The organism is Burkholderia sp. MSMB1072, from assembly GCF_001524725.1.
Taxonomy (GTDB): domain Bacteria; phylum Pseudomonadota; class Gammaproteobacteria; order Burkholderiales; family Burkholderiaceae; genus Burkholderia.
Map to the genome: position 1 here is coordinate 207482 of NZ_LOYC01000017.1, position 22984 is coordinate 230465.

General features: G+C 66.3%; 19 protein-coding genes and 2 tRNA genes. 11 read left to right on the plus strand and 10 right to left on the minus strand.

Annotated elements, in window-relative coordinates; genetic code table 11:
* The first annotated feature begins 17 nt into the window (after window positions 1–17).
* Window positions 18–311: a hypothetical protein gene (locus WS89_RS09545; protein WP_059505996.1), complete on the plus strand. Its 294-nt coding sequence runs from the start codon at window positions 18–20 to the stop codon at window positions 309–311.
* 104 nt (window positions 312–415) lie between these two features.
* On the opposite strand, the gene WS89_RS09550 is transcribed toward WS89_RS09545, so the two are convergent.
* The 5 genes from WS89_RS09550 to WS89_RS34195 all read right to left on the minus strand — a co-directional run bounded on the left by WS89_RS09550 (window position 416) and on the right by WS89_RS34195 (window position 4329).
* A complete protein-coding gene (locus WS89_RS09550; RefSeq protein WP_059505998.1) occupies window positions 416–646 on the minus strand; it encodes a hypothetical protein in 231 nt (76 codons plus the stop codon).
* A gap of 112 nt (window positions 647–758) precedes the next feature.
* Window positions 759–1868, minus strand: a complete 1110-nt coding sequence (locus WS89_RS09555; RefSeq protein ID WP_059506000.1) for a class II histone deacetylase — start codon at window positions 1866–1868, stop codon at window positions 759–761.
* Between the two features lie 14 nt (window positions 1869–1882).
* Window positions 1883–3091: an MFS transporter gene (locus WS89_RS09560; protein ID WP_059790635.1), complete on the minus strand. Its 1209-nt coding sequence runs from the start codon at window positions 3089–3091 to the stop codon at window positions 1883–1885.
* A 21-nt stretch (window positions 3092–3112) separates the two neighbouring features.
* Complete coding sequence (locus WS89_RS09565; RefSeq protein ID WP_059790637.1) at window positions 3113–4159, minus strand: porin; 1047 nt, start codon at window positions 4157–4159, stop codon at window positions 3113–3115.
* On the minus strand, window positions 4156–4329 hold the full coding sequence (locus WS89_RS34195) for a hypothetical protein (RefSeq protein WP_179949340.1): 174 nt from the start codon (window positions 4327–4329) through the stop codon (window positions 4156–4158). Before WS89_RS34195 ends, WS89_RS09565 begins: the two co-directional genes overlap by 4 nt.
* Window positions 4330–4461: 132 nt before the next feature.
* Between WS89_RS34195 and WS89_RS09570 the strand changes: the two genes are divergently transcribed.
* Together WS89_RS09570 and WS89_RS09575 are read left to right on the plus strand one after the other, a co-directional pair.
* Window positions 4462–5613, plus strand: coding sequence for a helix-turn-helix transcriptional regulator (locus WS89_RS09570; RefSeq protein ID WP_059790639.1), 1152 nt, complete (start codon window positions 4462–4464; stop codon window positions 5611–5613).
* Between the two features lie 105 nt (window positions 5614–5718).
* On the plus strand, window positions 5719–6717 hold the full coding sequence (locus WS89_RS09575; RefSeq protein ID WP_059790641.1) for a 2-dehydropantoate 2-reductase: 999 nt from the start codon (window positions 5719–5721) through the stop codon (window positions 6715–6717).
* A 264-nt stretch (window positions 6718–6981) separates the two neighbouring features.
* Here WS89_RS09575 and WS89_RS09580 read toward each other — a convergent pair whose 3' ends face one another.
* Window positions 6982–7431: a MarR family winged helix-turn-helix transcriptional regulator gene (locus WS89_RS09580; protein WP_059506008.1), complete on the minus strand. Its 450-nt coding sequence runs from the start codon at window positions 7429–7431 to the stop codon at window positions 6982–6984.
* 62 nt (window positions 7432–7493) lie between these two features.
* Window positions 7494–8639 carry a glycerate kinase gene (locus tag WS89_RS09585; protein ID WP_059790643.1) on the minus strand — a complete coding sequence of 382 codons (1146 nt, stop codon included), beginning with the start codon at window positions 8637–8639 and terminating at the stop codon, window positions 7494–7496.
* Window positions 8640–9030: 391 nt separating this feature from the next.
* Between WS89_RS09585 and tig the strand changes: the two genes are divergently transcribed.
* The 6 genes from tig (at window position 9031) to WS89_RS09615 (ending at window position 15611) form a co-directional block, all read left to right on the plus strand.
* A complete protein-coding gene (gene tig, locus WS89_RS09590; RefSeq protein ID WP_059790645.1) occupies window positions 9031–10377 on the plus strand; it encodes a trigger factor in 1347 nt (448 codons plus the stop codon).
* A 140-nt stretch (window positions 10378–10517) separates the two neighbouring features.
* On the plus strand, window positions 10518–11171 hold the full coding sequence (gene clpP, locus WS89_RS09595; protein ID WP_006496351.1) for an ATP-dependent Clp endopeptidase proteolytic subunit ClpP: 654 nt from the start codon (window positions 10518–10520) through the stop codon (window positions 11169–11171).
* A 164-nt stretch (window positions 11172–11335) separates the two neighbouring features.
* Entirely contained in the window at window positions 11336–12607 is a 1272-nt protein-coding gene (gene clpX, locus WS89_RS09600; RefSeq protein ID WP_006489345.1) for an ATP-dependent Clp protease ATP-binding subunit ClpX, read from the plus strand.
* Window positions 12608–12804: 197 nt separating this feature from the next.
* Window positions 12805–15228 carry an endopeptidase La gene (gene lon / locus WS89_RS09605; RefSeq protein ID WP_050013282.1) on the plus strand — a complete coding sequence of 808 codons (2424 nt, stop codon included), beginning with the start codon at window positions 12805–12807 and terminating at the stop codon, window positions 15226–15228.
* A 207-nt stretch (window positions 15229–15435) separates the two neighbouring features.
* Window positions 15436–15511 (plus strand) — tRNA-Val (locus WS89_RS09610).
* A 23-nt stretch (window positions 15512–15534) separates the two neighbouring features.
* Window positions 15535–15611 (plus strand) — tRNA-Asp (locus WS89_RS09615).
* Between the two features lie 406 nt (window positions 15612–16017).
* Here WS89_RS09615 and WS89_RS09620 read toward each other — a convergent pair.
* Complete coding sequence (locus WS89_RS09620; protein WP_179949856.1) at window positions 16018–17409, minus strand: DUF1254 domain-containing protein; 1392 nt, start codon at window positions 17407–17409, stop codon at window positions 16018–16020.
* A 495-nt stretch (window positions 17410–17904) separates the two neighbouring features.
* On the opposite strand from WS89_RS09620, the gene WS89_RS09625 reads away from it, so the two are divergent.
* The gene (locus WS89_RS09625) at window positions 17905–19842 is read left to right on the plus strand and encodes a SurA N-terminal domain-containing protein (protein ID WP_059790648.1); all 1938 of its coding nucleotides are present in this window, start codon (window positions 17905–17907) and stop codon (window positions 19840–19842) included.
* A 74-nt stretch (window positions 19843–19916) separates the two neighbouring features.
* On the opposite strand, the gene WS89_RS09630 is transcribed toward WS89_RS09625, so the two are convergent.
* Entirely contained in the window at window positions 19917–20585 is a 669-nt protein-coding gene (locus WS89_RS09630) for an arylesterase (protein WP_059790650.1), read from the minus strand.
* On the opposite strand from WS89_RS09630, the gene WS89_RS09635 reads away from it, so the two are divergent.
* Entirely contained in the window at window positions 20584–21297 is a 714-nt protein-coding gene (locus WS89_RS09635) for an ABC transporter ATP-binding protein (RefSeq protein WP_059506022.1), read from the plus strand. The genes WS89_RS09630 and WS89_RS09635 overlap by 2 nt on opposite strands.
* Before the next feature lie 60 nt (window positions 21298–21357).
* On the opposite strand, the gene pgi is transcribed toward WS89_RS09635, so the two are convergent.
* Window positions 21358–22980, minus strand: coding sequence for a glucose-6-phosphate isomerase (pgi, locus tag WS89_RS09640; RefSeq protein WP_059790653.1), 1623 nt, complete (start codon window positions 22978–22980; stop codon window positions 21358–21360).
* Window positions 22981–22984 lie beyond the last annotated feature (4 nt).

Below are 22984 nucleotides of genomic sequence, written 5' to 3' on the forward strand. Positions count from 1 at the left end.
CACCGAGGGGCCCGCCGATGAAACACACCGTCCGTATCCCGATTTCCGTTCTGGCATTGATGCTGGCCGCGCCGGCCTTCGCCAACACGCCTGCCGACAATATCGCGTGGAGTGCCAGGCCCGTGAAGACGGTTGCATCGTCGTCCGCATGCTCCGCGTATTCGGGGCGTGTGATGTCGAGCGGCGAGCCGTTGTCGACGGAGGGGGTGTTGAAAGCGCTCGGCACGTCCCTGGCCGCCGCCGCGCTGGGCGCCGTCGCCGGCGGATATCAGGGCGCAGCCCCCAATCCGTGTCCGCGTCCCGGCCTGTGACTCGCTGGCAAGCGGATCGCGGAGCGCACCGCTTCAGTTGAAACGCGCACGATACGAGGCGCCGCGCGTCGCGTGACCGCGGCGCTTCGTCGTTTCCGGCGCGCCTATTCCCAGAAGCTGCGGATCGCGACGGCCACGATCACCGGCACCGAGAACACCAGCGGAATCGCGAAATACTGCGCTTCGCGATCGACGATCCAGCTATAGATCACCCACGCCGCGCCGATCGCGAACGTGATGAGGCCGACCGTCACGGCGGCGATGTTCAGGGCCAGCTTCGATGGCTGGCGGCGCGTTTTGGTGGTGTCGTTGTTATCGCGCGGGGACGATTTCATCGGAAGAGTGCGGCCTCCGGGCCGGAACAGGGGTAAAGCCACAGGAAACCCCATCCGTACCGATCGCGCAAGGGCCGGCGCATGCCGGCCCGGTATCGTTCGTCGGCGCGCGTTACAACCCGAACGACACGGCCAGTTCGTCGAGCAGTTCGCGCTGGAACGCGACGAACCGCTCGCCCGGCTGCTGCGCGATCGCCAGGTCGAGCATCGGATCGGCGACCTCGGTGCGCACGCCGGCCAGTTCCTCGACGATCGCCAGCCCGCAGAACGGGACGTACGCCTCCGAATAGCCGCCTTCGTGAACGATCACGAGCCGCCCGCCGCAATAGCGTTGCGCGGCGTCTTTCACCGCGCGGGTCATGAACCGGTAACTGTCGGTATGCAACTGCATGCGCGCGAGCGGATCGACCGCGCTCGCATCGAGGCCGCTCGCGATGACGATCAGCTCGGGGCGGAAACGCGCCAGCGCCGGCAGCACGATTCGCTCGAATGCATACCGGTAGGCATCGTCGCCGCTGCCCGCGAGCAGCGGCACGTTCAGGTTCGCGCCGACGCCCGCGCCTTCGCCGCGATCGCCCGCGCCGCTATAGCCGGGCGGGAAGCAGCGGTCCTGGTGCAGCGAGATCGTCAGCGTATCCGGATCGTCGTAGTAGATCGACTGTGTGCCGTTGCCGTGATGCACGTCCCAGTCGATCACCGCGACGCGCTCGATGCCGTGCTTCGCACGGGCAGCCTCGATCGCGATCGGGATGTTCGCGAGCATGCAGAAGCCCATCGGACGGTCGCGCAGGCAATGATGGCCGGGCGGCCGCGACAGCGAGAACGCATTCGCCGCGTGCTCGCCGACGACCGCATCGACTGCCGCGATCGCGAGACCGGCCGACAGCGCGGCGATCTCGTAGCTGCCCTTGCCGAATGGCGCGAGATCGCCGAGGTCGCCGCCGTTCGCGTCGCTCAGCGCGCGGAATGCGTCGAGATAGTGTGCCGGATGAATGCGCAGCAGGTCGACGGTGGTCGCGGGCTCGGCGCCGCGCAGGTCGAGCTGCGCGGCCAGGCCCGACGCCTGCACGAGCGACAGGAAGCGGCGCTTCGAATCGGGCGATTCCGCGTAGCCCGCGCTCGACGGTGGCTGGACCCAGCCGCCGACCGGAAAGAACAGCGCGTGCGTGCCGCCCGTATGCCAGAAAGTGCGTTCGTCGGTGAAGAAGGCAGTGCGATTCATGGATGCGTGACCTGTCACGGTTGGGAGGAAGCGGAGGGGCGCGCGCGGCGATCGATGTGGCGCAGCGCGGTGAACGACACGATCGCGACGGCCGTCGCGGCCGCGAACAGCGCGCGCATCGTGCCGCCGGCGTCGAGCATCAGGCCGGCCAGCAGCGGGCCGGCGGCGAGCCCCGCGCCGATCACGAAATTGAGTGTCGCGACGAGGCGGCCCGACGTGTCGATCTGCGCGACCGTCGCGAGAATGAACGGCAGCACGAAGGTCCACGCGAACTTGAACGCGAAGATCGCCGCGCCGTAGCCGCCGGTGTCACGCATCGCAGCGAGCGCGACGAGCGACGCCGCGAGCAGCGCATAGCCGGTCGCCAGCATCGCGCGCCGCGCGAGCCGGCCGCCCGCGCACGACGCGAGCGCCGCGCCGGCGATCCCCATCACGCTCGCGATCGCGAGCACGTTGCCGGTCGACTGCGGATCGAGCCCGGCCTCGGCCGCCGCACGGCTCGCGAACGTCCACACGCTGCCGATCGCGAGATAGAACGTCAGCACCGCGCCGATGGCGAGTACGACGAAGCGTCGCGGCGTCGGCGGCGCGTCGCCGCGCGCCGCGTACGCGGACGTCGCCCGTGCGCCGAGCGACGTCGGAAAGCCGCGCGACAGCGGCGCCGCTAGCAGCGCGAGCACGGCGAGCGCGACGTACAGCGCGCGTAGCCCGAACGCGGCGAATACGTGCGGCAGCACGAACAGGCCGATCGCGCCCGCGATTAACTGGCCAACGACCCACAGGCCGTACACGCGGTCGCTGTTCGTGCTCGTCGCCGCGCTCGTCATGCAGAGCACCATCAGCGAGCCGCCGCCGAGGGCGGTGACGGCGCGCAGCGCGAGCAGCGCAGCAAACCCCGGCATCCACAGCGCAGTCAGCAGGTTGCCCGCGCCGAACAGCGCGATGGCGAACGCCGCGACGCGACGCGCGTCGACACGTCCGAGCCACAGGTACGACGGCACGGTCGCGAGGCTGAACGCGCCGAGTTCGACGAAGAAGTAGGTGCCGATCTGCGACGCGGACAAGCCGAGCTGCGTGGCGAGCTGACCGGCGACGGCGGGCGCCACGAGCAGCAACAGCGGCGTGATGGCCGCGAACACGACGAGCGCGACGAGCGTCGAGCGCGCGAACGTCGACGCATGGCCGTCGCGCGAGAGGGCGACATCCGGGGGCAGGGTCTTCATGACAGGATCTCGTTGGGGGAATCAGAACAGGTGGTACATACCGACCATCGCGCCGAACTGCGACGCGCCGGCAAGCGGCGTCGGGTCGTATTCGTAGACGGTCTGCGAGCTCTGGCCGCTGTTGCGCGCATAGCCGAGGTTCACGTATGCGACGGTGCGTTTGGACAGCGCGTACGTAGTGCTCGCGATGAACAACGTCGGGTGGCCGATCGCCGGCGTGCGCGCATCGGTGTGGTAGACGCCCGCGTTCAGGCCGATCCCGTTCGACGTCAGGTAGCGCGCACCGCCCCAGACGATCGTGCGGGCCGCGTCGAGGTCGCCGGTCAGGCGTTCGACGCCCGCATACACGGTGAGCGGCAGCGTGGCGAACGCATAACGTGCGGTGAGCGTGCCGAGTTCGCGACGCCGCGCGGACGCGTCGGCCGCCGCCGATACGTCGCCGTGCGCCTGATGCAGCACCGCGCTTACCGACAGGCCGTTGCTCGCATACTGGCCGCCGAGCTCGAGCACGCGTCCGGCGCGCGTATTGCCCGCGACGCCGGAGGTCGCGGCGAGGGCTTCGACGTCGAAGCCGGCGAACGTCGGCGACTGGTATTTGACCGAGTGGTCGATGAAGTTCGCGTTCATCGGCACGAGCACACCCTGGCCGCTGTACGACCCGTACCAGAGCGGGTCGTAGAACAGTGTCTTGTCGAACAGCACGCTGAACTGGCGGCCGAGCGTGACGGTGCCGACCGGTCCGGCGATGCCCGCGTATGCCCCGCGGAAGAACGCGTAGTCGGGCGCGGTCGGGGTGCCGTCGTTGACGTTGAAGCCCTGTTCGAGCTTGAACAGCGCCCGCCAGCCGCCGCCGAGATCCTCGTGGCCCTTGATCCCGAACTGCGAAGGCAGGATGCCGTAGTTCTGCAACTGCACGGCCGAACGGTGCCCGTCGGCGTGCGTCAGATATTGCACGCCGACGTCGAGCGCGCCGTACAGCGTGAGGGCGGACTGCGCGTGCGCGGCGCCGCTGCATGCGGCAAGCGCCGCGGCGGCCGTGGCCGTGCGGATGAAGCGGGGTGTCGTCACGTGGGGTTCTCCATGCCTTCCTGCATCGGTTCGTCGTTGGTGTGGTCGCGACGCAGTGTCCGCAGCGGGAAAACCGTCGAACAGTCGTCCAGATGAACGGTGCGGAAAACCCGCGGTGCGCGGCGCGAACGCCGCGCGATGCCGTCGCGCGCCGTGCTGCGCAGCAGCAACGTGCGGTGTACCGTTCAAATGGATGGGATTGGCGAGCGTTTCGGCGCCGTGGCCCGCCAAAAAAGTCGCTCGCTATAATCGGCCGGTATCGTTGCGCACATCGGCGGCCCGACCGGACAGGAGAGCGGAAGGTGAGGATCACGACGGATATCGGGCAGGACCTCGACGCGCTGCGCGACGTGCCGGCCGCCATCGCGCTCGACGAATTCGCGTGGCCGCCGCTGCCGTCCCGGCGCGCCGATTTCGATGGCGTCACGCGTGGCGACGCAGCGCAGCGCGAACTCGGCCTGATGCTGCTCGACCTGTACGCGGTGGCCGCGCAGTCCGCCATCGGCGAATTCGAATACCGGTTCTTTTCACTGCTGCAGGCGCTCGTTCCGTTCGATGCCGCGTGGACGGGCGTCGCGACCCATGTGCCGACCGGCCCGGTGATGCACAACAGCTTTTTGTACCGGTTGCCGCACGCGTTCTTCATCGACTGGAAGCGCGTGCGCGATTGCGACCCGCTCGCGCGCCGCACGCTGCACGGCGCGCACGGCCGCGCGGTGCGGCTGTCGGTCGTCGAGCCGGGGCTCGATGCGCGGTTTCGCGACTGGTGCGTGAAGTACGGGCTCGCGCAACTGATGTTCGTATGTACGCTCGATCGCCGCTTCGGCCTGACGACGTTCGTGTCGATCTACCGGCAGGGCCTGAACCGGCCGTTCAGCGACGACGAAGCACATCGTTTCGAGGAGGTCATTCCGCATCTCGCGGCCGCATTGACGATCAACCGTGCCGCGCAGCTCACGCGCGAACGCGAGCGCGCCGACACGGTCGTGCCGGCGGCGCGTGCGCTGTGCGACAACTTCGGTGTGCTGCACCATGCCGATCACGATTTCGACGACGTGCTGCGCACCGAATGGCCGGCCTGGGCCGGTGCGCGCGTACCGGAGCCGCTTGTCGCGCATCTGCGGCGCCAGCCGGGCCGGCCGTTCGTCGGCGACGCGCTGCGCATCCAGTGCGTGCCCGTCGCGGGGCTGTTCCAGATCGAGGCGCGGCCGCGCTCGCTGCTCGACCGGCTGAGCCCGCGCGAGCTCGCGGCGATCCGTTATTACGGCGCCGGGCGTTCGCACAAGGAAGTCGCGCAGCAGATGGCGATCTCGCCGACGACCGTGCGCCACTACCTGCGCTGCGCGTACCGCAAGCTCGGCATGCACGACAAGAGCCAGATCGCCGGCGTGCTCGGCGCGACCAGCGGCGCGATCGACGACGAAGCGGTGGAGGCGGGCGGCATACCGCGCTGAGGTGCACGAACGCGTGCCGCCCGATGCACGGTATGCCGCGCAAATGGTTGTGCCCGCAACCATTGCGCGTTATGCTCGTCAGCTCCCGGGAGACGGAATTCCATCATGAACGACACGAATTCAGGGTCGGTGCGCGCGGCGGTGGTCGGGGTCGGCGCGATCGGCGGATTGCTCGCGGCCGCGTTGTCGAGAGCCGGCATGACCGTGAGCGCGTACGCACGCGGCGCGACGCTCGATGCGCTGAATGCCCACGGCGTGCGCGTGATCGACGAGGCGGGCGCAATCGCGTCGGTGCCGGTGCGCGCAAGCGACGATGCGGCCGCGCTCGGTGTGCAGGACTACGTGGTGATCGCGCTGAAGGCACAGGCGCTGCCGGCGCTGGCCGCGCGTATTGCGCCGCTGGTCGGATCGGATACGGTGATCGTCGCGGCGATGAACGGGCTGCCGTGGTGGTTCACGCACGGGCTCGAAGGGGCGATCGACGGCGTGCCGCTCGATGCGGTCGATCCGGCCGGCGCGGTATCGGCCGCGTTGCCGCCCGCGCAGGCGATCGGCTGCGTCGTGCATCTGTCGTCGAGTACCGACGCGCCGGGCGTCGTGCGGCGCGGGCGCGGCAACCGGCTGATCGTCGGCACGCCCGATCCGCGGCTCGACAGGGCTACGGCGCGGTTCGCCGCGGCGCTCGCGGCCGGCGGTTTCGACGTCGAGACGACGCCCGCGATCCGGACCGAGATCTGGACGAAGCTGTGGGGCAACATGAACATGAACCCGCTGAGCGCGTTGACCGGGTCGACGGCCGAGCAGTTGCTCGACGATCCGTTCACGCAGGATCTCGCGCTGCGGATGATGGAGGAAGCGGCTGCGATCGGCGCGAAGCTCGGCTTGTCCGCCGGGATGAGCGGCCCCGAGCGGATCGCGGTCACGCGCAAGCTCGGCGCGTTCAAGACGTCGATGCTGCAGGATTTCGAGGCGGGGCGCTCGCTCGAGATCGGGCCGATCCTCGGCGTGTTTCCGGAACTCGGCCGCAAGCTTGGCGTGCCGACGCCGTACTGCGACGCGGTCCTCGGATTGTTGCGTCAGCGCGCGATGAACAGCGGGTTGTAGTGCGCACGAGGCCGCCGGGCTCGCGGCCGTCGGCGACGCCGGCAACGCGACCGCGCGCGCTTCGCGCGATGCCGTCGCGGTGCAAGACGGGCCGCCCGGACGGTGCGCCCGGACAAGCCGCCCGGATCGTGCATGACGCAACGCGGACGGCCCGTCCGATTCGTCTGATTAATGCCGCCTGCTGCGCTTCGCGAACCGGCGACGGCGGGGCCGACACGCCTTGGGGCGATTCACTTCATCGCGCTTGACTTCGAAGCCGGTTACTCAGTCGTCGCGCTCGACTGCGTGCGCAACGATCTTGTCGAGCAGCCGCTCGAACGTCTGACGTTCGCTGTCGGACAGGCACGCGAGCAGGCCGTCGTTCCACTTGCGCACGATCGGCATGATCTTGCGATGCAGCGCTCGGCCGTCGGTGGTCAGCGCGATCAGCACGATCCGACCGTCTTCCTCGCTCGCGCTGCGCTCGAGCAGCCCCTGCCGCAGCAGCGCTTCGGCCGCGCGGCTTGCCTGGCTCTTGTCGAGATTGGTGTGGCGCGCGAGATCCATGATCGAGAACGGGCCGAACGCGCCGACGGCGGCGATCACGCGCGCCTCGGGTAGCGAGATGTCGAGCTTGTGCCGGTACACCTCGCCGATCCCGCGGTCGGAGCGCTTCGTGAGCGCATGGAGGCGATAGGTCAGAAACTGATCGAGCCCGGCTTGGCGGCCTTTCATGTCGAATCCTGAAGAAAAAGGGCGGGCCCGATTGTTCCTGTATCGCGCGCTCGGGTCAACGGTCAGTGTGCACCGTACTTCAGGCGTGTCAACTGTTCCGCTTCGTTCGCGAGCAGGTCGGCCGCGTCGCGGATCGCGACGTCGAGCGTGATCGGCCCGGGAGCCGGCGAAAAGCAGCCGGAGAAATACTCGGACAGGCGCGGCAGCGCGGCCGGGTCGACCGCGCCCGACAGCAGCGATGCGCTCACGCCGGCTGCCTGCGCGTGCCGGCACGCGATGAACGGCGCCTTGCCGTGCAGCGTCTGCACGTCGGAGCGGCCTTCGCCGGTGATCAGCCAGTCGGCCCCGGCCAGGGCGGCGTCGAGCCCGACCTGGCGGGCCACCACTTCGGCGCCGGCCTCGAAGCGTGCACCGAGCATGTGCAGCGCGAAACCGAGGCCGCCCGCGGCGCCCGCGCCCGGCAGGTCGCGGCCGCGGCGGTCGAGTGCGGCTTCGAGCAGGTCGGCGAAGTGGGCGAGGGCCGTATCGAGGGTCGCGACCTGCGCCGCCGTCACGCCCTTTTGCGGACCGAACACGGCGGTGGCGCCATGCGCGCCCGTCAGCGGATTGTCGACGTCGGACATGCCGACGAATTCCGTTTCCTTCAGGCGCGGATCGAGCCCCGACGCGTCGATGCGCGCGATGTCGGCCAACCGCGACGGCACGGGCTCGACCGGCTGGCCGCCCGCGTCGAAGCACTGCAGGCCGAGGCCCGCGAGCAGCCCGGCGCCGGCGTCGTTGGTGCTGCTGCCGCCGAGCGCGACGAAGAAGCGGCGCACGCCGTCGTCGAGCAGTGCGCGGATCGCCTCGCCCATCCCGCGCGTGCTGCGCGCGTCGACCGGCACGCTCATGCCGACCGGGTCGGTAATCCCGACGATCTCGGCCGTCTCGACGATCGCGGTGCGCGCATCGATCACGCCCACCGCCGCGTCGCGCGCCGCCAGCGACGCGCCGGCCACCTGCAGCGTGCGCCGCGTGCCGCCGCCCGCCAGCATCGCGTCGAGCGTGCCTTCGCCGCCGTCGGCCATCGGGCAGCAGCGCACGACCGCGTCGGGCCGGGCGCGGCGAATGCCGGTGGCGATCGCGTTCGCGACCTGCTCGGCGGAAAGCGAGCCTTTGAACGAATCGGGCGCGATGACGACGACAGGCGCGGACGGGTGTTGCGGCATGGTGTCTCCGGAAGGCGTGTTTGGTATGAGGAATGAACGGGTGGGCCGCGAAGGTGGCTCACACGCTATCGGAGCTTACAGGATGGTGGGCCCGGGGTGGATACGCCGTTCGGCATAGCGACGATCCGCGTGCATGGTCGTGCAGCGGGCCGTCGATGGGGCGGGACGCACACGTGTCGCGCCGATCTGGCGGTATGAGGAAAATTGTTTGCTAGAATAGTCGATTCTTCCGGCCAAAGCCGTGCTCCGAGCCGCTTGCGCTAGCCATTCGGCGCGTGCAGGGATGGCGTGGCGCTCCGGCGCGGCGGGTGCATGCGATGCACCCCACGCCGCAGGCAGGCACGGCAAGGAAAACCCGATTCGCTCGAATAATTTTAGGACGATTGAAGCCATGGCTAACGTTGTTGAGAACCTCGGCAAGCTTGAACGCCGCGTGACGATTTCCCTGCCGAAAGACACCGTGCAGAAGGAAATCGACGCCCGTATCCAGAAACTCGCGAAGACCGTGCGCATGCCGGGTTTCCGCCCGGGCAAGGTGCCGGTGAAGATGGTCGCGCAACAATACTCGGGCCAGGTCGAGGCGGAAGTGCTGAGCGACAAGATCGGCCAGGAATTCTTCACGATCAGCCGCGCGGAAAACCTGCGTGTGGCCGGCCAGCCGAGCTTCGAGCCGAAGCAGGAGCAGGCTGAAGACGCGTACGCGTTCGACGCGACGTTCGAGGTCTACCCGGAAGTGAAGATCGGCGATCTGGCGACGGCTGAAGTCGAGCGCTCGACGACGTCGATCGGCGACGCCGAAATCGACCGCACGCTGGACATCCTGCGCAAGCAACGCGTGCACTACCACGCACGCGGCGAAGCCGGCGAGCATGGCGACGGCGGCGCGGACACCGCGGCGAAGAACGGCGACCGCGTGACGGTCGACTTCGTCGGCAAGATCGACGACGTCGCGTTCCAGGGCGGCACGGCCGAAGATTTCCCGTTCGTGCTCGGCGAAGGCCGCATGCTGCCGGAATTCGAAACGGCAGCGCTGGGCCTGAAGGTCGGCGAACAGCGTACGTTCGACCTCAAGTTCCCGGATGACTACCACGGCAAGGACGTCGCCGGCAAAACGGCGCAGTTCACGGTCACGATGAAGAAGATCGAGTGGCCGCACCTTCCGGAAATCGACGCCGAATTCGCGAAGTCGCTCGGCATCGAAGACGGCGACCTCACGAAGATGCGCGCCGAGATCAAGGAAAACCTCGAGCGCGAAGCGAAGCGCCGCACGCAGTCGATCGTCAAGAACCAGGTGATGGACGCGCTGCTGAAGATTTCGGAGCTGGACGTGCCGAAGGCGCTGATCGAGCAGGATCAGCAACGTCTCGTCGAAATGGCTCGCCAGGATCTGGCGCAGCGCGGCGTGCCGAACGCGAAGGACGCGCCGATTCCGGCCGAGATGTTCGCCGAGCAGGCCGAGCGTCGCGTGAAGCTGGGCCTCGTGCTGGCAGAACTCGTGAAGGCGAACGGCCTCGAAGCGAAGCCGGAACAGATCCGCGCGGAAGTCGACGAGTTCGCGAAGAGCTACGAAGACCCGAAGGAAGTGGTCCGCTGGTATTATTCCAACCAGCAGCGCCTCGCCGAGATGGAAGCGTTCGTCGTTGAAAGCAACGTCGTCGACTTCGTGCTGGGCAAGGCAAAGGTGACGGACAAGGAAGTGAGCTTCGAGGCACTCGCGAGCGCATCGGCGCAAGCGTAAGTGTCGCTCTAGCGGCGTGCCGGCTGTCGGAGCGACGGCCCGCACGCCGTTTTTACGTCAAGCGCACGGTTGCCATTAATATGGCGATTGAGCGGGCGGCTTCCTTCCGTTCAATTTTCCATTCGAACAAGGTTCATTGAATGATCACTCGCGCTGAATTGCTGGACATGCTTGCTTCGAACGCGCCGCAGGGTTTCGAGGCGCAAGCGCTGGGGCTGGTGCCGATCGTCGTCGAAACGAGCGGCCGCGGCGAGCGTTCGTACGATATCTATTCGCGTCTCCTGAAGGAGCGCCTGGTGTTCATGGTCGGCGAAGTGAACGACCAGACCGCCAACCTCGTGGTTGCGCAATTGCTGTTCCTCGAGAGCGAGAATCCCGACAAGGACATCAGCCTCTACATCAACAGCCCGGGCGGCTCGGTGTCGGCCGGGATGGCGATCTACGACACGATGCAGTTCATCAAGCCGGACGTGTCGACCCTGTGCATGGGCCTCGCGGCCAGCATGGGTGCGTTCCTGCTCGCGTCGGGTGCGAAGGGCAAGCGCTTCGCGCTGCCGAATTCGCGCGTGATGATTCACCAGCCGCTGGGCGGCGCGCGCGGCCAGGCGTCCGACATCGAGATCCAGGCGCGCGAAATCCTCTACCTGAAGGAGCGGTTGAACAACCTGCTCGCGCAGCACACGGGCCAGGACGTCGAGCGCATCGCGCGCGACACCGACCGTGATAACTTCATGTCGAGCGAGGACGCGAAGGCGTACGGGCTGATCGATCAGGTGCTGTTGAAGCGCCCGTGAGCTTAAACGGGGTGCCGCCCCGATTCGTGCGGCGCCCCCGCAATGTCCCGAGTGCCCTGAGCATCTGCGGCAAGCGCATCCAGCCGGCTCCGGTCGCGCCCTAGGCGCGGCGTCCGGAGCAATCGGCGTATCATGTCATTTACCTGTCCGGAGGCTCTACATTCATGGCGGACAAAAAAGGTTCGAACAGCGAGAAGCTGTTGTATTGCTCGTTTTGCGGGAAAAGCCAGCATGAGGTGAAAAAACTCATCGCGGGCCCGTCGGTGTTCATCTGCGATGAATGTATCGATCTCTGCAACGAAATCATTCGCGACGAGGCGGCTGCCGCCGGCGTCGAGGCCAGCCTGTCCCGGTCGGATCTGCCGAGCCCGCAGGAAATTCGCGACATCCTCGATCAGTACGTGATCGGCCAGGAGCGCGCGAAGAAGATCCTCGCGGTGGCCGTGTACAACCACTACAAGCGCCTGAAGCATCTCGACAAGAAGGACGACGTCGAGCTGTCGAAGAGCAACATCCTGCTGATCGGCCCGACGGGCTCCGGCAAGACGCTGCTCGCACAGACGCTCGCGCGGTTGCTCAACGTGCCGTTCGTGATCGCCGACGCGACGACGCTGACCGAAGCCGGCTACGTCGGCGAGGACGTCGAGAACATCATCCAGAAGCTGTTGCAGAACTGCAACTACGAGGTCGACAAGGCCCAGCGCGGGATCGTCTACATCGACGAAATCGACAAGATCAGCCGCAAGTCGGACAACCCGTCGATCACGCGCGACGTGTCGGGCGAGGGCGTCCAGCAGGCGCTCTTGAAGCTCGTCGAGGGCACGATGGCGTCGGTGCCGCCGCAGGGCGGCCGCAAGCACCCGAACCAGGACTTCATCCAGGTCGACACGACCAACATCCTGTTCATCTGCGGCGGCGCGTTCGACGGTCTGGAAAAGGTGATCACCGATCGTACCGAAAAAACCGGCATCGGCTTCGGCGCGACGGTCAAGAGCAAGCAGGAGCGCGACGCGGGCGAAGTGCTGCGCGAAACGGAACCGGAAGACCTGATCAAATTCGGTCTGATCCCCGAATTGATCGGCCGCCTGCCGGTGGTTGCGACGCTCGGCAAGCTCGACGAAGCCGCGCTGATGAAGATCCTGGTCGAGCCGAAGAATGCGCTCGTCAAGCAGTATCACAAGCTGTTCGCAATGGAGCGCGTCGAGCTGGAAATCCGGCCGGGCGCGTTGCAGGCGGTCGCCCGCAAGGCGATCCGCCGCAAGACCGGCGCGCGCGGTTTGCGTTCGATCATCGAACAGGCGTTGCTCGACGTGATGTACGAGCTGCCGACGATGAAAGGGGTCAGCAAGGTCATCATCGACGAGAACGTCATCGATGGGGACGGCAAGCCCTTGCTGATCTACGAGGACACGCCGAAGGTGGCGGGTTCGAACTGACCGGCTTGCCGACGATGTTCAGCGAAAAAGGCCGTTCATGAGTCCGTGGGCGGCTTTTTTTCGTTTATCTTGTGGGTAACTCTGACTCGACACGCGGTGGTTACTTTCTTACCGAATATTTCCCGCACTTGAAGGCTTGCAATTCGTTGTGGCGGCCTCAATTACCGAACAATTGATTCCACTCATGGGGAAATGAAATGTCAGGCACCCAACTTCTCCCGCCGGAACGCATCACGCTCCCGCTGCTGCCGCTGCGGGACGTCGTCGTTTTCCCGCACATGGTCATTCCGCTCTTCGTGGGCCGGCCGAAATCGATCAAGGCCCTCGAAGCAGCGATGGAAGGCGGCAAGCACATCATGCTCGTCGCCCAGAAAACCGCGGCCAAGGACGAACCGACCGAAAAGGACATGTACGAGGTCGGTTGTATCGCCAACATCCTGCAGATGCTGAAGCTGCCGGACGGCACCGTGAAGGTGCTCGTCGAGGGCCTGCAGCGTGCGAAGGCGTTGTCCATCGAAGAACAGGAGACGCAGTTCTCCTGCGAAGTGATGCCGCTCGAGCCCGACCACGCCGACAGCGCCGAGACGGAAGCGCTGCGTCGCGCGATCGTGTCGCAGTTCGACCAGTACGTGAAGCTGAACAAGAAGATCCCGCCGGAGATTCTCACGTCGCTGTCGGGCATCGACGAAGCGGGCCGCCTCGCCGACATGATCGCCGAGCGCCTGCCGCTGAAGCTCGACCAGAAGCAGCACATTCTCGAAATGTTCCCGGTCATCGAGCGTCTCGAGCACCTGCTCGCGCAACTCGAAGCCGAGATCGACATCCTGCAGGTCGAAAAGCGCATCCGCGGGCGCGTGAAGCGCCAGATGGAAAAGAGCCAGCGCGAGTACTACCTGAACGAACAGGTCAAGGCGATCCAGAAGGAACTGGGCGAAGGCGAGGAGGGCGCGGATCTCGAGGAACTCGAGAAGCGCATCAACGCCGCGCGCATGCCGAAGGAAGCCAAGAAGAAGGCCGATGCCGAGCTGAAGAAGCTGAAGCTGATGTCGCCGATGTCGGCGGAAGCCACCGTCGTGCGCAACTACATCGACACGCTGATCGGCCTGCCGTGGCGCAAGAAGAGCAAGGTCAACAACGACCTGTCGAACGCCGAGCAGGTGCTCGACGAGGATCACTTCGGCCTCGAGAAGGTCAAGGAACGGATCCTCGAGTATCTCGCGGTGCAACAGCGCGTGGACAAGGTCAAGGCGCCGATCCTGTGCCTCGTCGGGCCTCCGGGCGTCGGCAAGACCTCGCTCGGCCAGTCGATCGCCCGTGCGACGAACCGCAAGTTCGTCCGGATGGCGCTCGGCGGCGTGCGTGACGAAGCCGAGATCCGCGGCCACCGCCGCACGTACATCGGTTCGATGCCGGGCAAGATCCTGCAAAGCCTCGCGAAGGTCGGCGTGCGCAATCCGCTCTTCCTGCTCGACGAAGTCGACAAGATGGGCATGGATTTCCGCGGCGATCCGTCGTCGGCGCTGCTCGAAGTGCTCGATCCGGAACAGAACCACACGTTCGCCGACCACTACATCGAGGTCGACTTCGACCTGTCGGACGTGATGTTCGTCGCGACGTCGAACTCGCTGAACATCCCGCCGCCGCTGCTCGACCGGATGGAAGTGATCCGTCTGTCGGGCTACACGGAAGACGAGAAGGTCAGCATTGCCCAGCGTTACCTGCTGCCGAAGCAGAAGAAGAACAACGGGCTGAAGGAAGGCGAGATCGAGGTCACCGAGCAGGCGATCCGCGACATCATCCGCTACTACACGCGCGAAGCCGGTGTGCGTTCGCTCGAGCGGGAAGTGTCGAAGATCTGCCGCAAGGTCGTGAAGATGCTGCTGCTGAAGAAGGCATCGGGCGCGATCAAGGTCGATGGCGAGAACCTCGATACGTTCCTCGGCGTGCGCAAGTACGACTTCGGCCTCGCGGCGAAGGAAAACCAGGTCGGTCAGGTGACGGGCCTCGCGTGGACGGAAGTCGGCGGCGACTTGCTGACGATCGAAGCCGCGGTGATGCCGGGCAAGGGCAACGTGATCCGTACGGGTTCGCTCGGCGACGTGATGAAGGAGTCGGTCGAGGCCGCACGTTCGGTCGTGCGCTCGCGTTCGCGTCGTCTCGGTATCAAGGACGAAGCGTTCGAGAAGCAGGACATCCATATCCACGTGCCGGAAGGCGCGACGCCGAAGGACGGTCCGTCCGCCGGCGGTGCGATGACGACCGCGCTGGTGTCGGTGCTGACGGGTATTCCCGTGCGGGCCGACGTCGCGATGACGGGCGAAATCACGTTGCGTGGCGAAGTGCTGCCGATCGGCGGGCTGAAGGAGAAACTGCTGGCGGCTCACCGCGGCGGTATCAAGCTCGTGCTGATTCCGGAAGAGAACGTGAAGGATCTCGCGGACATTCCGGACAACGTGAAGAACGCGATCGAGATCGTGCCGGTCCGCTGGATCGACAAGGTGCTGGAACTCGCGCTCGAGCGTTCGCCGACTCCGCTGCCGCCGGAAGAAGAAGCGAAGGCAGCGGCGCCGGTCGGCGAGGCGGCGAAGGACGCCGGCTCGACGGAAGTCGTCAAGCACTGAGGCTCCGAGCACCGTCGTTGCTGACGGTTGTTCACGAAACCCGCGGCGGTGTCCGCGGGTTTTTTTATATGGATCGGAATCGTGCGAACGCGTGCGTTAAAAAAATTCACGCGCAGGCTTGGCAAAATGATCGAGGATGAATTAAACTTGCGGGCTCGCTGATTGTTGATGCGCAAACGCAGATCGCAGTCGGAACGAATCGGAAACGGGTGCTTAGCTCAGCTGGTAGAGCGGCGCCCTTACAAGGCGTAGGTCGGGGGTTCGAACCCCTCAGCACCCACCAGTTTCACGATTCAGCCAGACCAAGGAGCGGTAGTTCAGTCGGTTAGAATACCGGCCTGTCACGCCGGGGGTCGCGGGTTCGAGTCCCGTCCGCTCCGCCAAACAAATGAAACAGCCCGCCTTGTGCGGGCTTTTTCATTTGGTATTCCCGTTGCGCCCGCTGGTGCGCGCTACTGTGGAGCGGAGGAAGCCGCCCGTGCGCTTCCGACGGTGCTCGAAAGGATGCGCGTGCAAGCGCATCCGCGGCCTGCAGGATGTACGCGAGTCCCGTCCGTTGCGCCAGAAAATGAAGAAGCCCGCCTGGCGCGGGCTTTTTCATTTGTGCCTTCCGGTGCTGCCCGCGTAGATGCAACGATCGCGCAGGGAAGGAAACCGCCTGCGCGGTTTTCCGGCGGGACGCGAAGCGATGCGCACGCACGTGCGGCCTGCGGACACGCGTCCCGTCCGTTCCGCCGGAATTTCACGCCGCGGGGGCACAGGTTGTTTCCGGCGTGCGCAAACGGCACCTCATTGAACGCGTATCACCGGTGGCAGTTTGTAGGTTCCGCTCAGGAGCGGCGTATCGGGCAAGTACGTGCGCAGCGTCAGGTTGAACGCGCCGGCAGGAGCGGGCAACCAATTGCTGGCCGGTACGCCGGCGGGTCGCGCGTGGCTGATGGTGAGCACGAGCGAGCCGTCGCTGGCGAACTGAAAGTTCGAGGCCGGATAGGACAGCGCGTAGACTTGATCGGGATTCGAATAGAAGAATGCCTGCGCCTGGTTCGTGCCGCCGTACAGCGTCAATGACCAGAACGCGCGTGCCGGCGGAAGCTGCCCGGCGGGAAACGTCATCTGATAGACGCCGTTGCCGTCGTAGTTCGCACCCGGCGTGTTCGCCGCTTCCGTGCTGGTGTAATAGATCGCTTCACTGCCGGGCAGCGCGCCGAGGCCGTTCAGCGCAACGTTCGCCCGCAACGTATAGTGGGTTCCATAGTTTCCGACATCCGCCGGACCGCCTGTCCAGCCATTTACGCCGGTACTCGTCTGGGTCGACGCTTGCTGCGCTCTGCTGCCGGTCGTCAGGCTCGCCAGCGCCTGCGTTGCGCCGGCGCTGATCGACGCGATGTCGGCAGACGACGGGTCGAAGGTCTGCGCCGGGCCGATGCCGATCGCGTCGAGCGTCGCCAGCACGGCAGTGTCCTGCGGCGTGGGCGGGCTCTTTTTCAACAGCTGGTTCACGTACTGGAAATACGATGGCCAGTTGGTATAACCAGGCGGCTTTTGCTTGTCCACGCTGTCCCACGTCGTGCCGCCGGTTCCAGCGGGTTGCGACGCCACCAATTGGTTCTGAACCGCCCACGCGGCCGGATAATCGCTCGCGTCGCTCACGTAAGTCCGTGCCAGGGCCCAGACCGCGTTGGTCGACGAGCGGAGCACGATGACCCCTGCGGGCGCTTCTCCCTGCCAGTTCGGCCCCACGACCCAAAAGACCTTCGCAACGCCGTTGTCGGCGCTCGTGCCTCGAATCGCGAAGTTGTTCGTATAGGCGTCCATCAACGCGAGGGAGAAGTAACGGCTACCGCTCGAGGGCGTATCGATTTGAACGGGGCCCGCGTCCAGTTGCAGCATGGCGATGGAATACAGCGTGTCGTGATTGGGCTTCGTCACCGCGGTGGATGACGCATCGGAGAGCCGGCGACTGTGAAGAAACGTATTCGGCGCAAGGCCCTGAGCGATGTAGCTCTGTCGCGTGGCGTAGAACTGGTACAGCGGAATCGTGAATATCGTCGCGCCGTTTGCCGCGTTCTCCGTAGCGACGGGTGAAACGTTCGAGCGATCGACGCTATCGCCGTTGCAGCCCGCCAGAAGGCCGAGCGAGACGGCCAATGCGACGATGCGCGCCTGGTGAAGAAAACTCATCGAATGGATCGGTTTGGTTGAATGGTCGAATAGGCCGTGCCCCTTCGTCGCTCGGCGGACGAGCATGGCACGGGTTGCATGGCGCGATTAGCGTATACGGCTTGGCATGCGCGACGAACGAACGATTTTCGATATGCAAAGTCCGATGACGCGTCGGCGAGGCGTCGATCGATCGGCGTCGTGCGGTATGCCGTCGGCGGGCTCGGGCTTGGCTGTCACGATCCCGATGGTGATCCGGTCGCGGGAGCGCGGCTGGTCCCGGTCTTTTTTCTGCCCGTCACGTTCCACTCGGCCGCTGGCCACGGATGCGCTCGCGGGGCATCGTGCTTCGACGGCCGTCGGTGCGGCAAGCCGGCTTCGCGAACGAATCGCCGTGAGTGGGGGAGTGCGCGCGGCCGTGGTCGGAGTGCCGACCACGCGGGCGAGGGCCGCTTTTCGCCCGTCCCACCCCGTATGTTGTAATATCGGACGTTTTGTCCAATTTTCCCGTCACGCATGCTCGATTTCTTCCGTAATCACCAGCGCCTGATGATGGCGCTCCTGCTCCTGATCGTCTTGCCGGGGCTGGGTTTCGTCGGAATCCAAGGCTTCCGCGGCTTCTTCGACGACAGTGCGAACGTCGCAGCAGTCAACGGGCACAAGATCACGCGGGTCGAATTCGACGGCGCGTTCCGCCAGCAGATCGATCAGGCGCGCCAAGCGCTCGGCGGGCAGTTCGACATCAAGATGTTCGACACGCCCGAGCATCGCAAGCAGGTGCTCGACGGCCTGATCCAGCAACGCGTGCTGGCCGACGAGACGCAACGCCTGCACCTGACTGCATCCGACAACGCCGTGCGCGACGCGCTGATGAGCGACCCGATGATCGCGGCGCTGAAGAAGCCCGACGGTTCGATCGACGTCGAACGCTATGCGCAACTGCTGTCGTTCCAGGGGATGACGCCCGAGCAGTACCAGGAGCGCGTGCGTTACAGCCTCTCGCTGCAACAGATTCCGGCGAGCATCGTGTCGAGCGCGTTCACGCCGAAGAGCCTCGCGCAACACCTGTCCGAACTCGCCGCGCAGCAGCGTGAAGTGCAGGCGCTCGTGCTGAAGACGAGCGATTTCGCGGCGAAGGTTCAGCCGACCGACGCACAGCTCACCGCGTACTACGACGCGCACAAGCAGAGCTTCGCGACGCCGGAAACCGCGACGATCCAGTACCTCGTCTATTCGCCGGCCGCAGCGGCCGCAAGCGCGCAGCCGACCGATGCGGACATCAAGAAGTTCTACGACGACAACCCGACGCACTTCCGGACCGAAGCGCAGGTGCGCGTGAGCCACATCTTCATCGCCGCGCCGGGCAGCGCCAGCGCGGCCGACAAGGCGGCGGCAAAAGCGAAGGCCGAGCAACTGCTCGCCGACGTGAAGGCACATCCGGATCAATTCGCGCAGATCGCGCAGAAGAACTCGCAGGACGCGCCGTCGGCAGCGAAGGGCGGCGATCTCGGCTTCATCACGCGCGGCTCGACCGCGGGCGGCAAGGCGTTCGACGATGCCGCGTTCTCGCTCAAGCAGGGCGACGTGAGCGGGATCGTGCAGTCGGATCTCGGTTTCCACATCCTGAAGGCGACCGAAGTGAAGCCGGCCGTCGTCAAGCCGTTCGCGGAAGTGAAGGACCAGATCGCGGCCGACCTGAAGCAGCAGTACGCATCGAAGGCGTTCTCGGACAACGCGGAAGGCTTCACGTCAACCGTCTACGAAAAGGCGAAGACGCTGCAGCCGGCCGCGGACAAGTACAAGCTGACGATTCAGACGGCCACCGTCACGCCGACGCCGAATCCGCAACTGCCGCCGACGAGCCCGTTGAACAATCCGAAGTTCCTGGCCGCCGTGTTCGCGAACGACGCCGTGAAGAACCAGAACAACACGCAGGCGATCGACGTCGGCAACAACACGCTGATCTCGGCGCGCGTGACCGACTACAAGCCGGCGGCCGTGCCCGCGCTCGACGCGATCAAGGACGCCGTGCGCCAGAAGGTCATCGCCGAGCAGGCGGCGGAACTCGCGAAGAAGGACGGTGCGGCGAAGCTGGCCGAACTGCAGAAGTCGAAGTCGACCGACGGGTTCGCGGCCGCGCAGAAGGTGTCGCGCACGCAATCGCAGGGCCTGACGCCGGCTGCGCTGAGCGCCGTCTACAAGGTCGATGCGAAGACGCTGCCGGCTTACGTCGGTGTCGACCTCGGCGCGGACGGCTACGCGATCTACCGTGTGAACGCGGTGATCCCCGGTTCGGCGGTCGATCCGCAGCAACTGGCGGCCGCTCAGCAGCAGATGGCGCAGGTCGACGCGCAGAGCGAAGGCGAAGCGTATCTCGCGGCGCTGCGCGATCGCTCGAAGGTGAAACTGTACGGCAGCACGACGGCCAGCCAGCAGCAGGACGGCGACAACTGAGCATCGTTTCGCCCGCAACCATCAAGAAGCCCCGCTCGAAGCGGGGCTTTTTGTTTTCCGGCGCGCGACTGCGGTCAGCCGTGCGGCTTGCCGAGCAACGGCTTCAGCGTCGGCCACACGTTGTCGAGCAGAATGCGCTGGGCCTGCTGCGCGGGATGCATCTGGTCGGCCTGGAACATGTCGGGCTTGTCCTCGATGCCGGCCAGCAGGAACGGCACGAGCGGCACGCCGAGATCTTTCGACAGCCGCGTATAGACCGCGTGGAACTTCTGCGTGTAGTCGGGGCCGTAATTGGGCGGCACGTACATGCCGACCAGCACGACTTTCGCCTGGGCGCGCCGCGCGCTCGCGATGATGCCGCGCAGGTTCTGCTCGGTCGTCGCGAGCGGCACGCCGCGCAGCGCATCGTTCGAACCGAGCTCGACGACGACGATCGACGGCTTGAGCCGCTGCAGTACCGCGGGCAGCCGGGCACGGCCGCCGCTCGTGGTGTCGCCGCTGACGCTGGCGTTCGCGACGCTATAATCGATTCGCTCGGTCGAAAGCCGTTGCCGCAGCAGTGACACCCAGCCGGTGTCGCGCGGCAATCCGTATTCGGCCGACAGGCTGTCGCCGAGCACGACGATCACGGGCGGGCTCGATGCCGGCGCCGTCGCGGCGCGTGCGGGCGCGGTGACGGCCAGCAGGATGCCCAGCAGCGCGGCGGCCGCCGCGCGTCTTTTCCAGCGAAATGTCGTGTCCATGTTCAAGATTACCGATCCGATCATCGAAGTCCATGACGTGTGCAAGCGGGTTGCCGATGCAACGGGCGAGCTGACGATCCTCGACGGCATCACGCTCGCCGTGCAGCCGGGCAGCAGTCTCGCGATCGTCGGCGCGTCGGGTTCGGGCAAATCGACGCTGCTCGGCCTGCTTGCGGGATTGGACAGCGCGACGAGCGGCACGGTTCGCCTGCTCGGTCGCGCGCTCGATCAACTCGACGAGGACGAACGCGCGGCGCTGCGCAACGGCGCGGTCGGATTCGTATTCCAGTCGTTCCAGTTGATGCCGCACCTGACGGCGCTCGAGAACGTGATGCTGCCGCTCGAACTGCAGGGCGGCATCAGCGCGCGCGACGCGGCCGACCGCGCCCGGGCGCTGCTCGTGCAGGTCGGTCTCGGCGAGCGTACTGCGCATTATCCGAAGCTGCTGTCGGGCGGCGAACAGCAGCGCGTCGCACTCGCCCGCGCGTTCGTCACGCGCCCGGCGATCCTGTTCGCCGACGAGCCGACCGGCAGCCTCGACGCCGCAACGGGCCACGCGGTCATCGACCTGATGTTCGAACTGAACCGCACGCATGGCGCGACGCTCGTGCTCGTCACGCACGATGCCGAACTCGCGCGCCGCTGTGCAACGACAGTCACGATCGACGCGGGGCGCATCGTCGTGCCGCACGCGGCTTCGCGCAACGCGTGAATGTTTGTGCCGGCCGCGCAGCGTGGATCGCGCGGCCGGCACGGGCATGACGCCGTCGCGTCAGCGCTTGAGCGCCGCGCGGGCGCGCGCGATCAGCGCCGTGGTCGACGAGTCGTGCTTCGCCGGATCGACCGATTCGGCCGACAGGTCGGCTTCGACGACCTTGCCGAGAATCTTGCCGAGCTCGACGCCCCACTGGTCGAACGGATTGATGTCCCACACCGTCGCCTGCACCAGCACCTTGTGCTCGTAAAGCGCGATCAGCGCGCCGAGCGTGCGCGGCGTCAGCGCATCGACGAGCAGCGTCGTGGTCGGGCGGTTGCCGGGGAACGTCAGGTGCGGTGCGAGCGCTTCCTTGCCGGGCCCGGCGACCTTGCGCGCTTCTTCGAGCGTGCGGCCGAGCATCAACGCCTCGCTCTGCGCGAAGCAGTTCGCGAGCAGCTTCGGATGGTGGCTTGCAAGCGGATGCTCGGGCGTCAGCACCGCGATGAAGTCGATCGGCACGATCGTCGGCCCCTGGTGCAGCATCTGGAAGAACGCATGCTGGCCGTTGGTGCCCGGCTCGCCCCACGTGACGGCCGACGTCGGGTAGTCGACGAAGGCGCCGTCCAGGCGCGCGGATTTGCCGTTGCTCTCCATTTCGAGCTGCTGCAGGTACGACGGCAGGTAGTGCAGCGCTTCCGAATACGGCGCGACGAGGTAGCTCTGCGAGCCGAAGAAATTCCGGTACCAGATGCCGATCAGGCCGAGCAGCACCGGCAGGTTGCGCTCGAGCGGCGCTTCGCGGAAGTGGCGATCCATGTCGTTCGCGCCGGCCAGCAGCTCGTCGAACTGTTCGGGGCCCACCGCGATCATGATCGACAGGCCGACCGCCGACCACAGCGAATAGCGGCCGCCGACCCAATCCCACATTTCGAACACGTTGTCGGCGGCGATACCGAACTTCACGACTTCGGCCGGGTTCGCCGACACACCGACGAAGTGCTTCGCGAGCGCCTCCTCGGGGCAGCCGCGTGCGACGAACCAGTCGCGCAGCGAGCGCGCGTTCGTCATCGTCTCGAGCGTCGTGAAGGTCTTCGACACGACGATCGCGAGCGTTTCCTCGGGATCGACCTGTTCGAGCACGCGTGCGAGATCGGCGCCGTCGACGTTCGACACGAAGTGGGTCGAGATGTCGGGCGTGGCGACGTGGTGCAGTGCGTGCACGACCATCTTCGGCCCGAGATCGGAGCCGCCGATGCCGATGTTGATCACGTGGCGGATGCGCTTGCCCGTATAGCCCGTCCACGTGCCGCCGCGCACGGCGCGCGCGAACGTCGCCATCTTCGCGCGCTCGGCGCTCACCTGCGCGTGGAACGGCGCCTGCGGGTCGGTCGCGCGCAGTGCCGTGTGCAGCGCGGCACGGCCTTCGGTCGGGTTGACGATCTCGCCCGCGAACATCGCGTCGCGGCGCGCTTCGACGCCCGCGTCGCGTGCGAGCTGCACGAGCAGGCGCAGCGTTTCGTCGTCGATGCGGTTCTTCGAGAAATCGGCCGCGAGACCGCCGCCCGGAATCGTGAAGCGTTCGGCGCGGGTCGGTGCGCGGTCGTTTTCCGGCGCGAACCAGTCGCGCAGCCGCGCGTGGCGGATCCGTTCGAAGTGGGATTGAAGGGCAGTCCAGGCGGGGAGCGATTTCAGCGTCATGGCG

Coding starts and splice junctions, on each gene's coding strand:
- WS89_RS09545 (WP_059505996.1), top strand. CDS start 18: ATGAAACACACCGTCCGTATCCCGATTTCCGTTCTGGCATTGATGCTG.
- WS89_RS09550 (WP_059505998.1), bottom strand. CDS start 646: ATGAAATCGTCCCCGCGCGATAACAACGACACCACCAAAACGCGCCGC.
- WS89_RS09555 (WP_059506000.1), bottom strand. CDS start 1,868: ATGAATCGCACTGCCTTCTTCACCGACGAACGCACTTTCTGGCATACG.
- WS89_RS09560 (WP_059790635.1), bottom strand. CDS start 3,091: ATGAAGACCCTGCCCCCGGATGTCGCCCTCTCGCGCGACGGCCATGCG.
- WS89_RS09575 (WP_059790641.1), top strand. CDS start 5,719: ATGAACGACACGAATTCAGGGTCGGTGCGCGCGGCGGTGGTCGGGGTC.
- WS89_RS09580 (WP_059506008.1), bottom strand. CDS start 7,431: ATGAAAGGCCGCCAAGCCGGGCTCGATCAGTTTCTGACCTATCGCCTC.
- WS89_RS09585 (WP_059790643.1), bottom strand. CDS start 8,639: ATGCCGCAACACCCGTCCGCGCCTGTCGTCGTCATCGCGCCCGATTCG.
- tig (WP_059790645.1), top strand. CDS start 9,031: ATGGCTAACGTTGTTGAGAACCTCGGCAAGCTTGAACGCCGCGTGACG.
- clpP (WP_006496351.1), top strand. CDS start 10,518: ATGATCACTCGCGCTGAATTGCTGGACATGCTTGCTTCGAACGCGCCG.
- clpX (WP_006489345.1), top strand. CDS start 11,336: ATGGCGGACAAAAAAGGTTCGAACAGCGAGAAGCTGTTGTATTGCTCG.
- lon (WP_050013282.1), top strand. CDS start 12,805: ATGTCAGGCACCCAACTTCTCCCGCCGGAACGCATCACGCTCCCGCTG.
- WS89_RS09620 (WP_179949856.1), bottom strand. CDS start 17,409: ATGAGTTTTCTTCACCAGGCGCGCATCGTCGCATTGGCCGTCTCGCTC.
- WS89_RS09625 (WP_059790648.1), top strand. CDS start 17,905: ATGCTCGATTTCTTCCGTAATCACCAGCGCCTGATGATGGCGCTCCTG.
- WS89_RS09635 (WP_059506022.1), top strand. CDS start 20,584: ATGTTCAAGATTACCGATCCGATCATCGAAGTCCATGACGTGTGCAAG.
- WS89_RS09630 (WP_059790650.1), bottom strand. CDS start 20,585: ATGGACACGACATTTCGCTGGAAAAGACGCGCGGCGGCCGCCGCGCTG.
- pgi (WP_059790653.1), bottom strand. CDS start 22,980: ATGACGCTGAAATCGCTCCCCGCCTGGACTGCCCTTCAATCCCACTTC.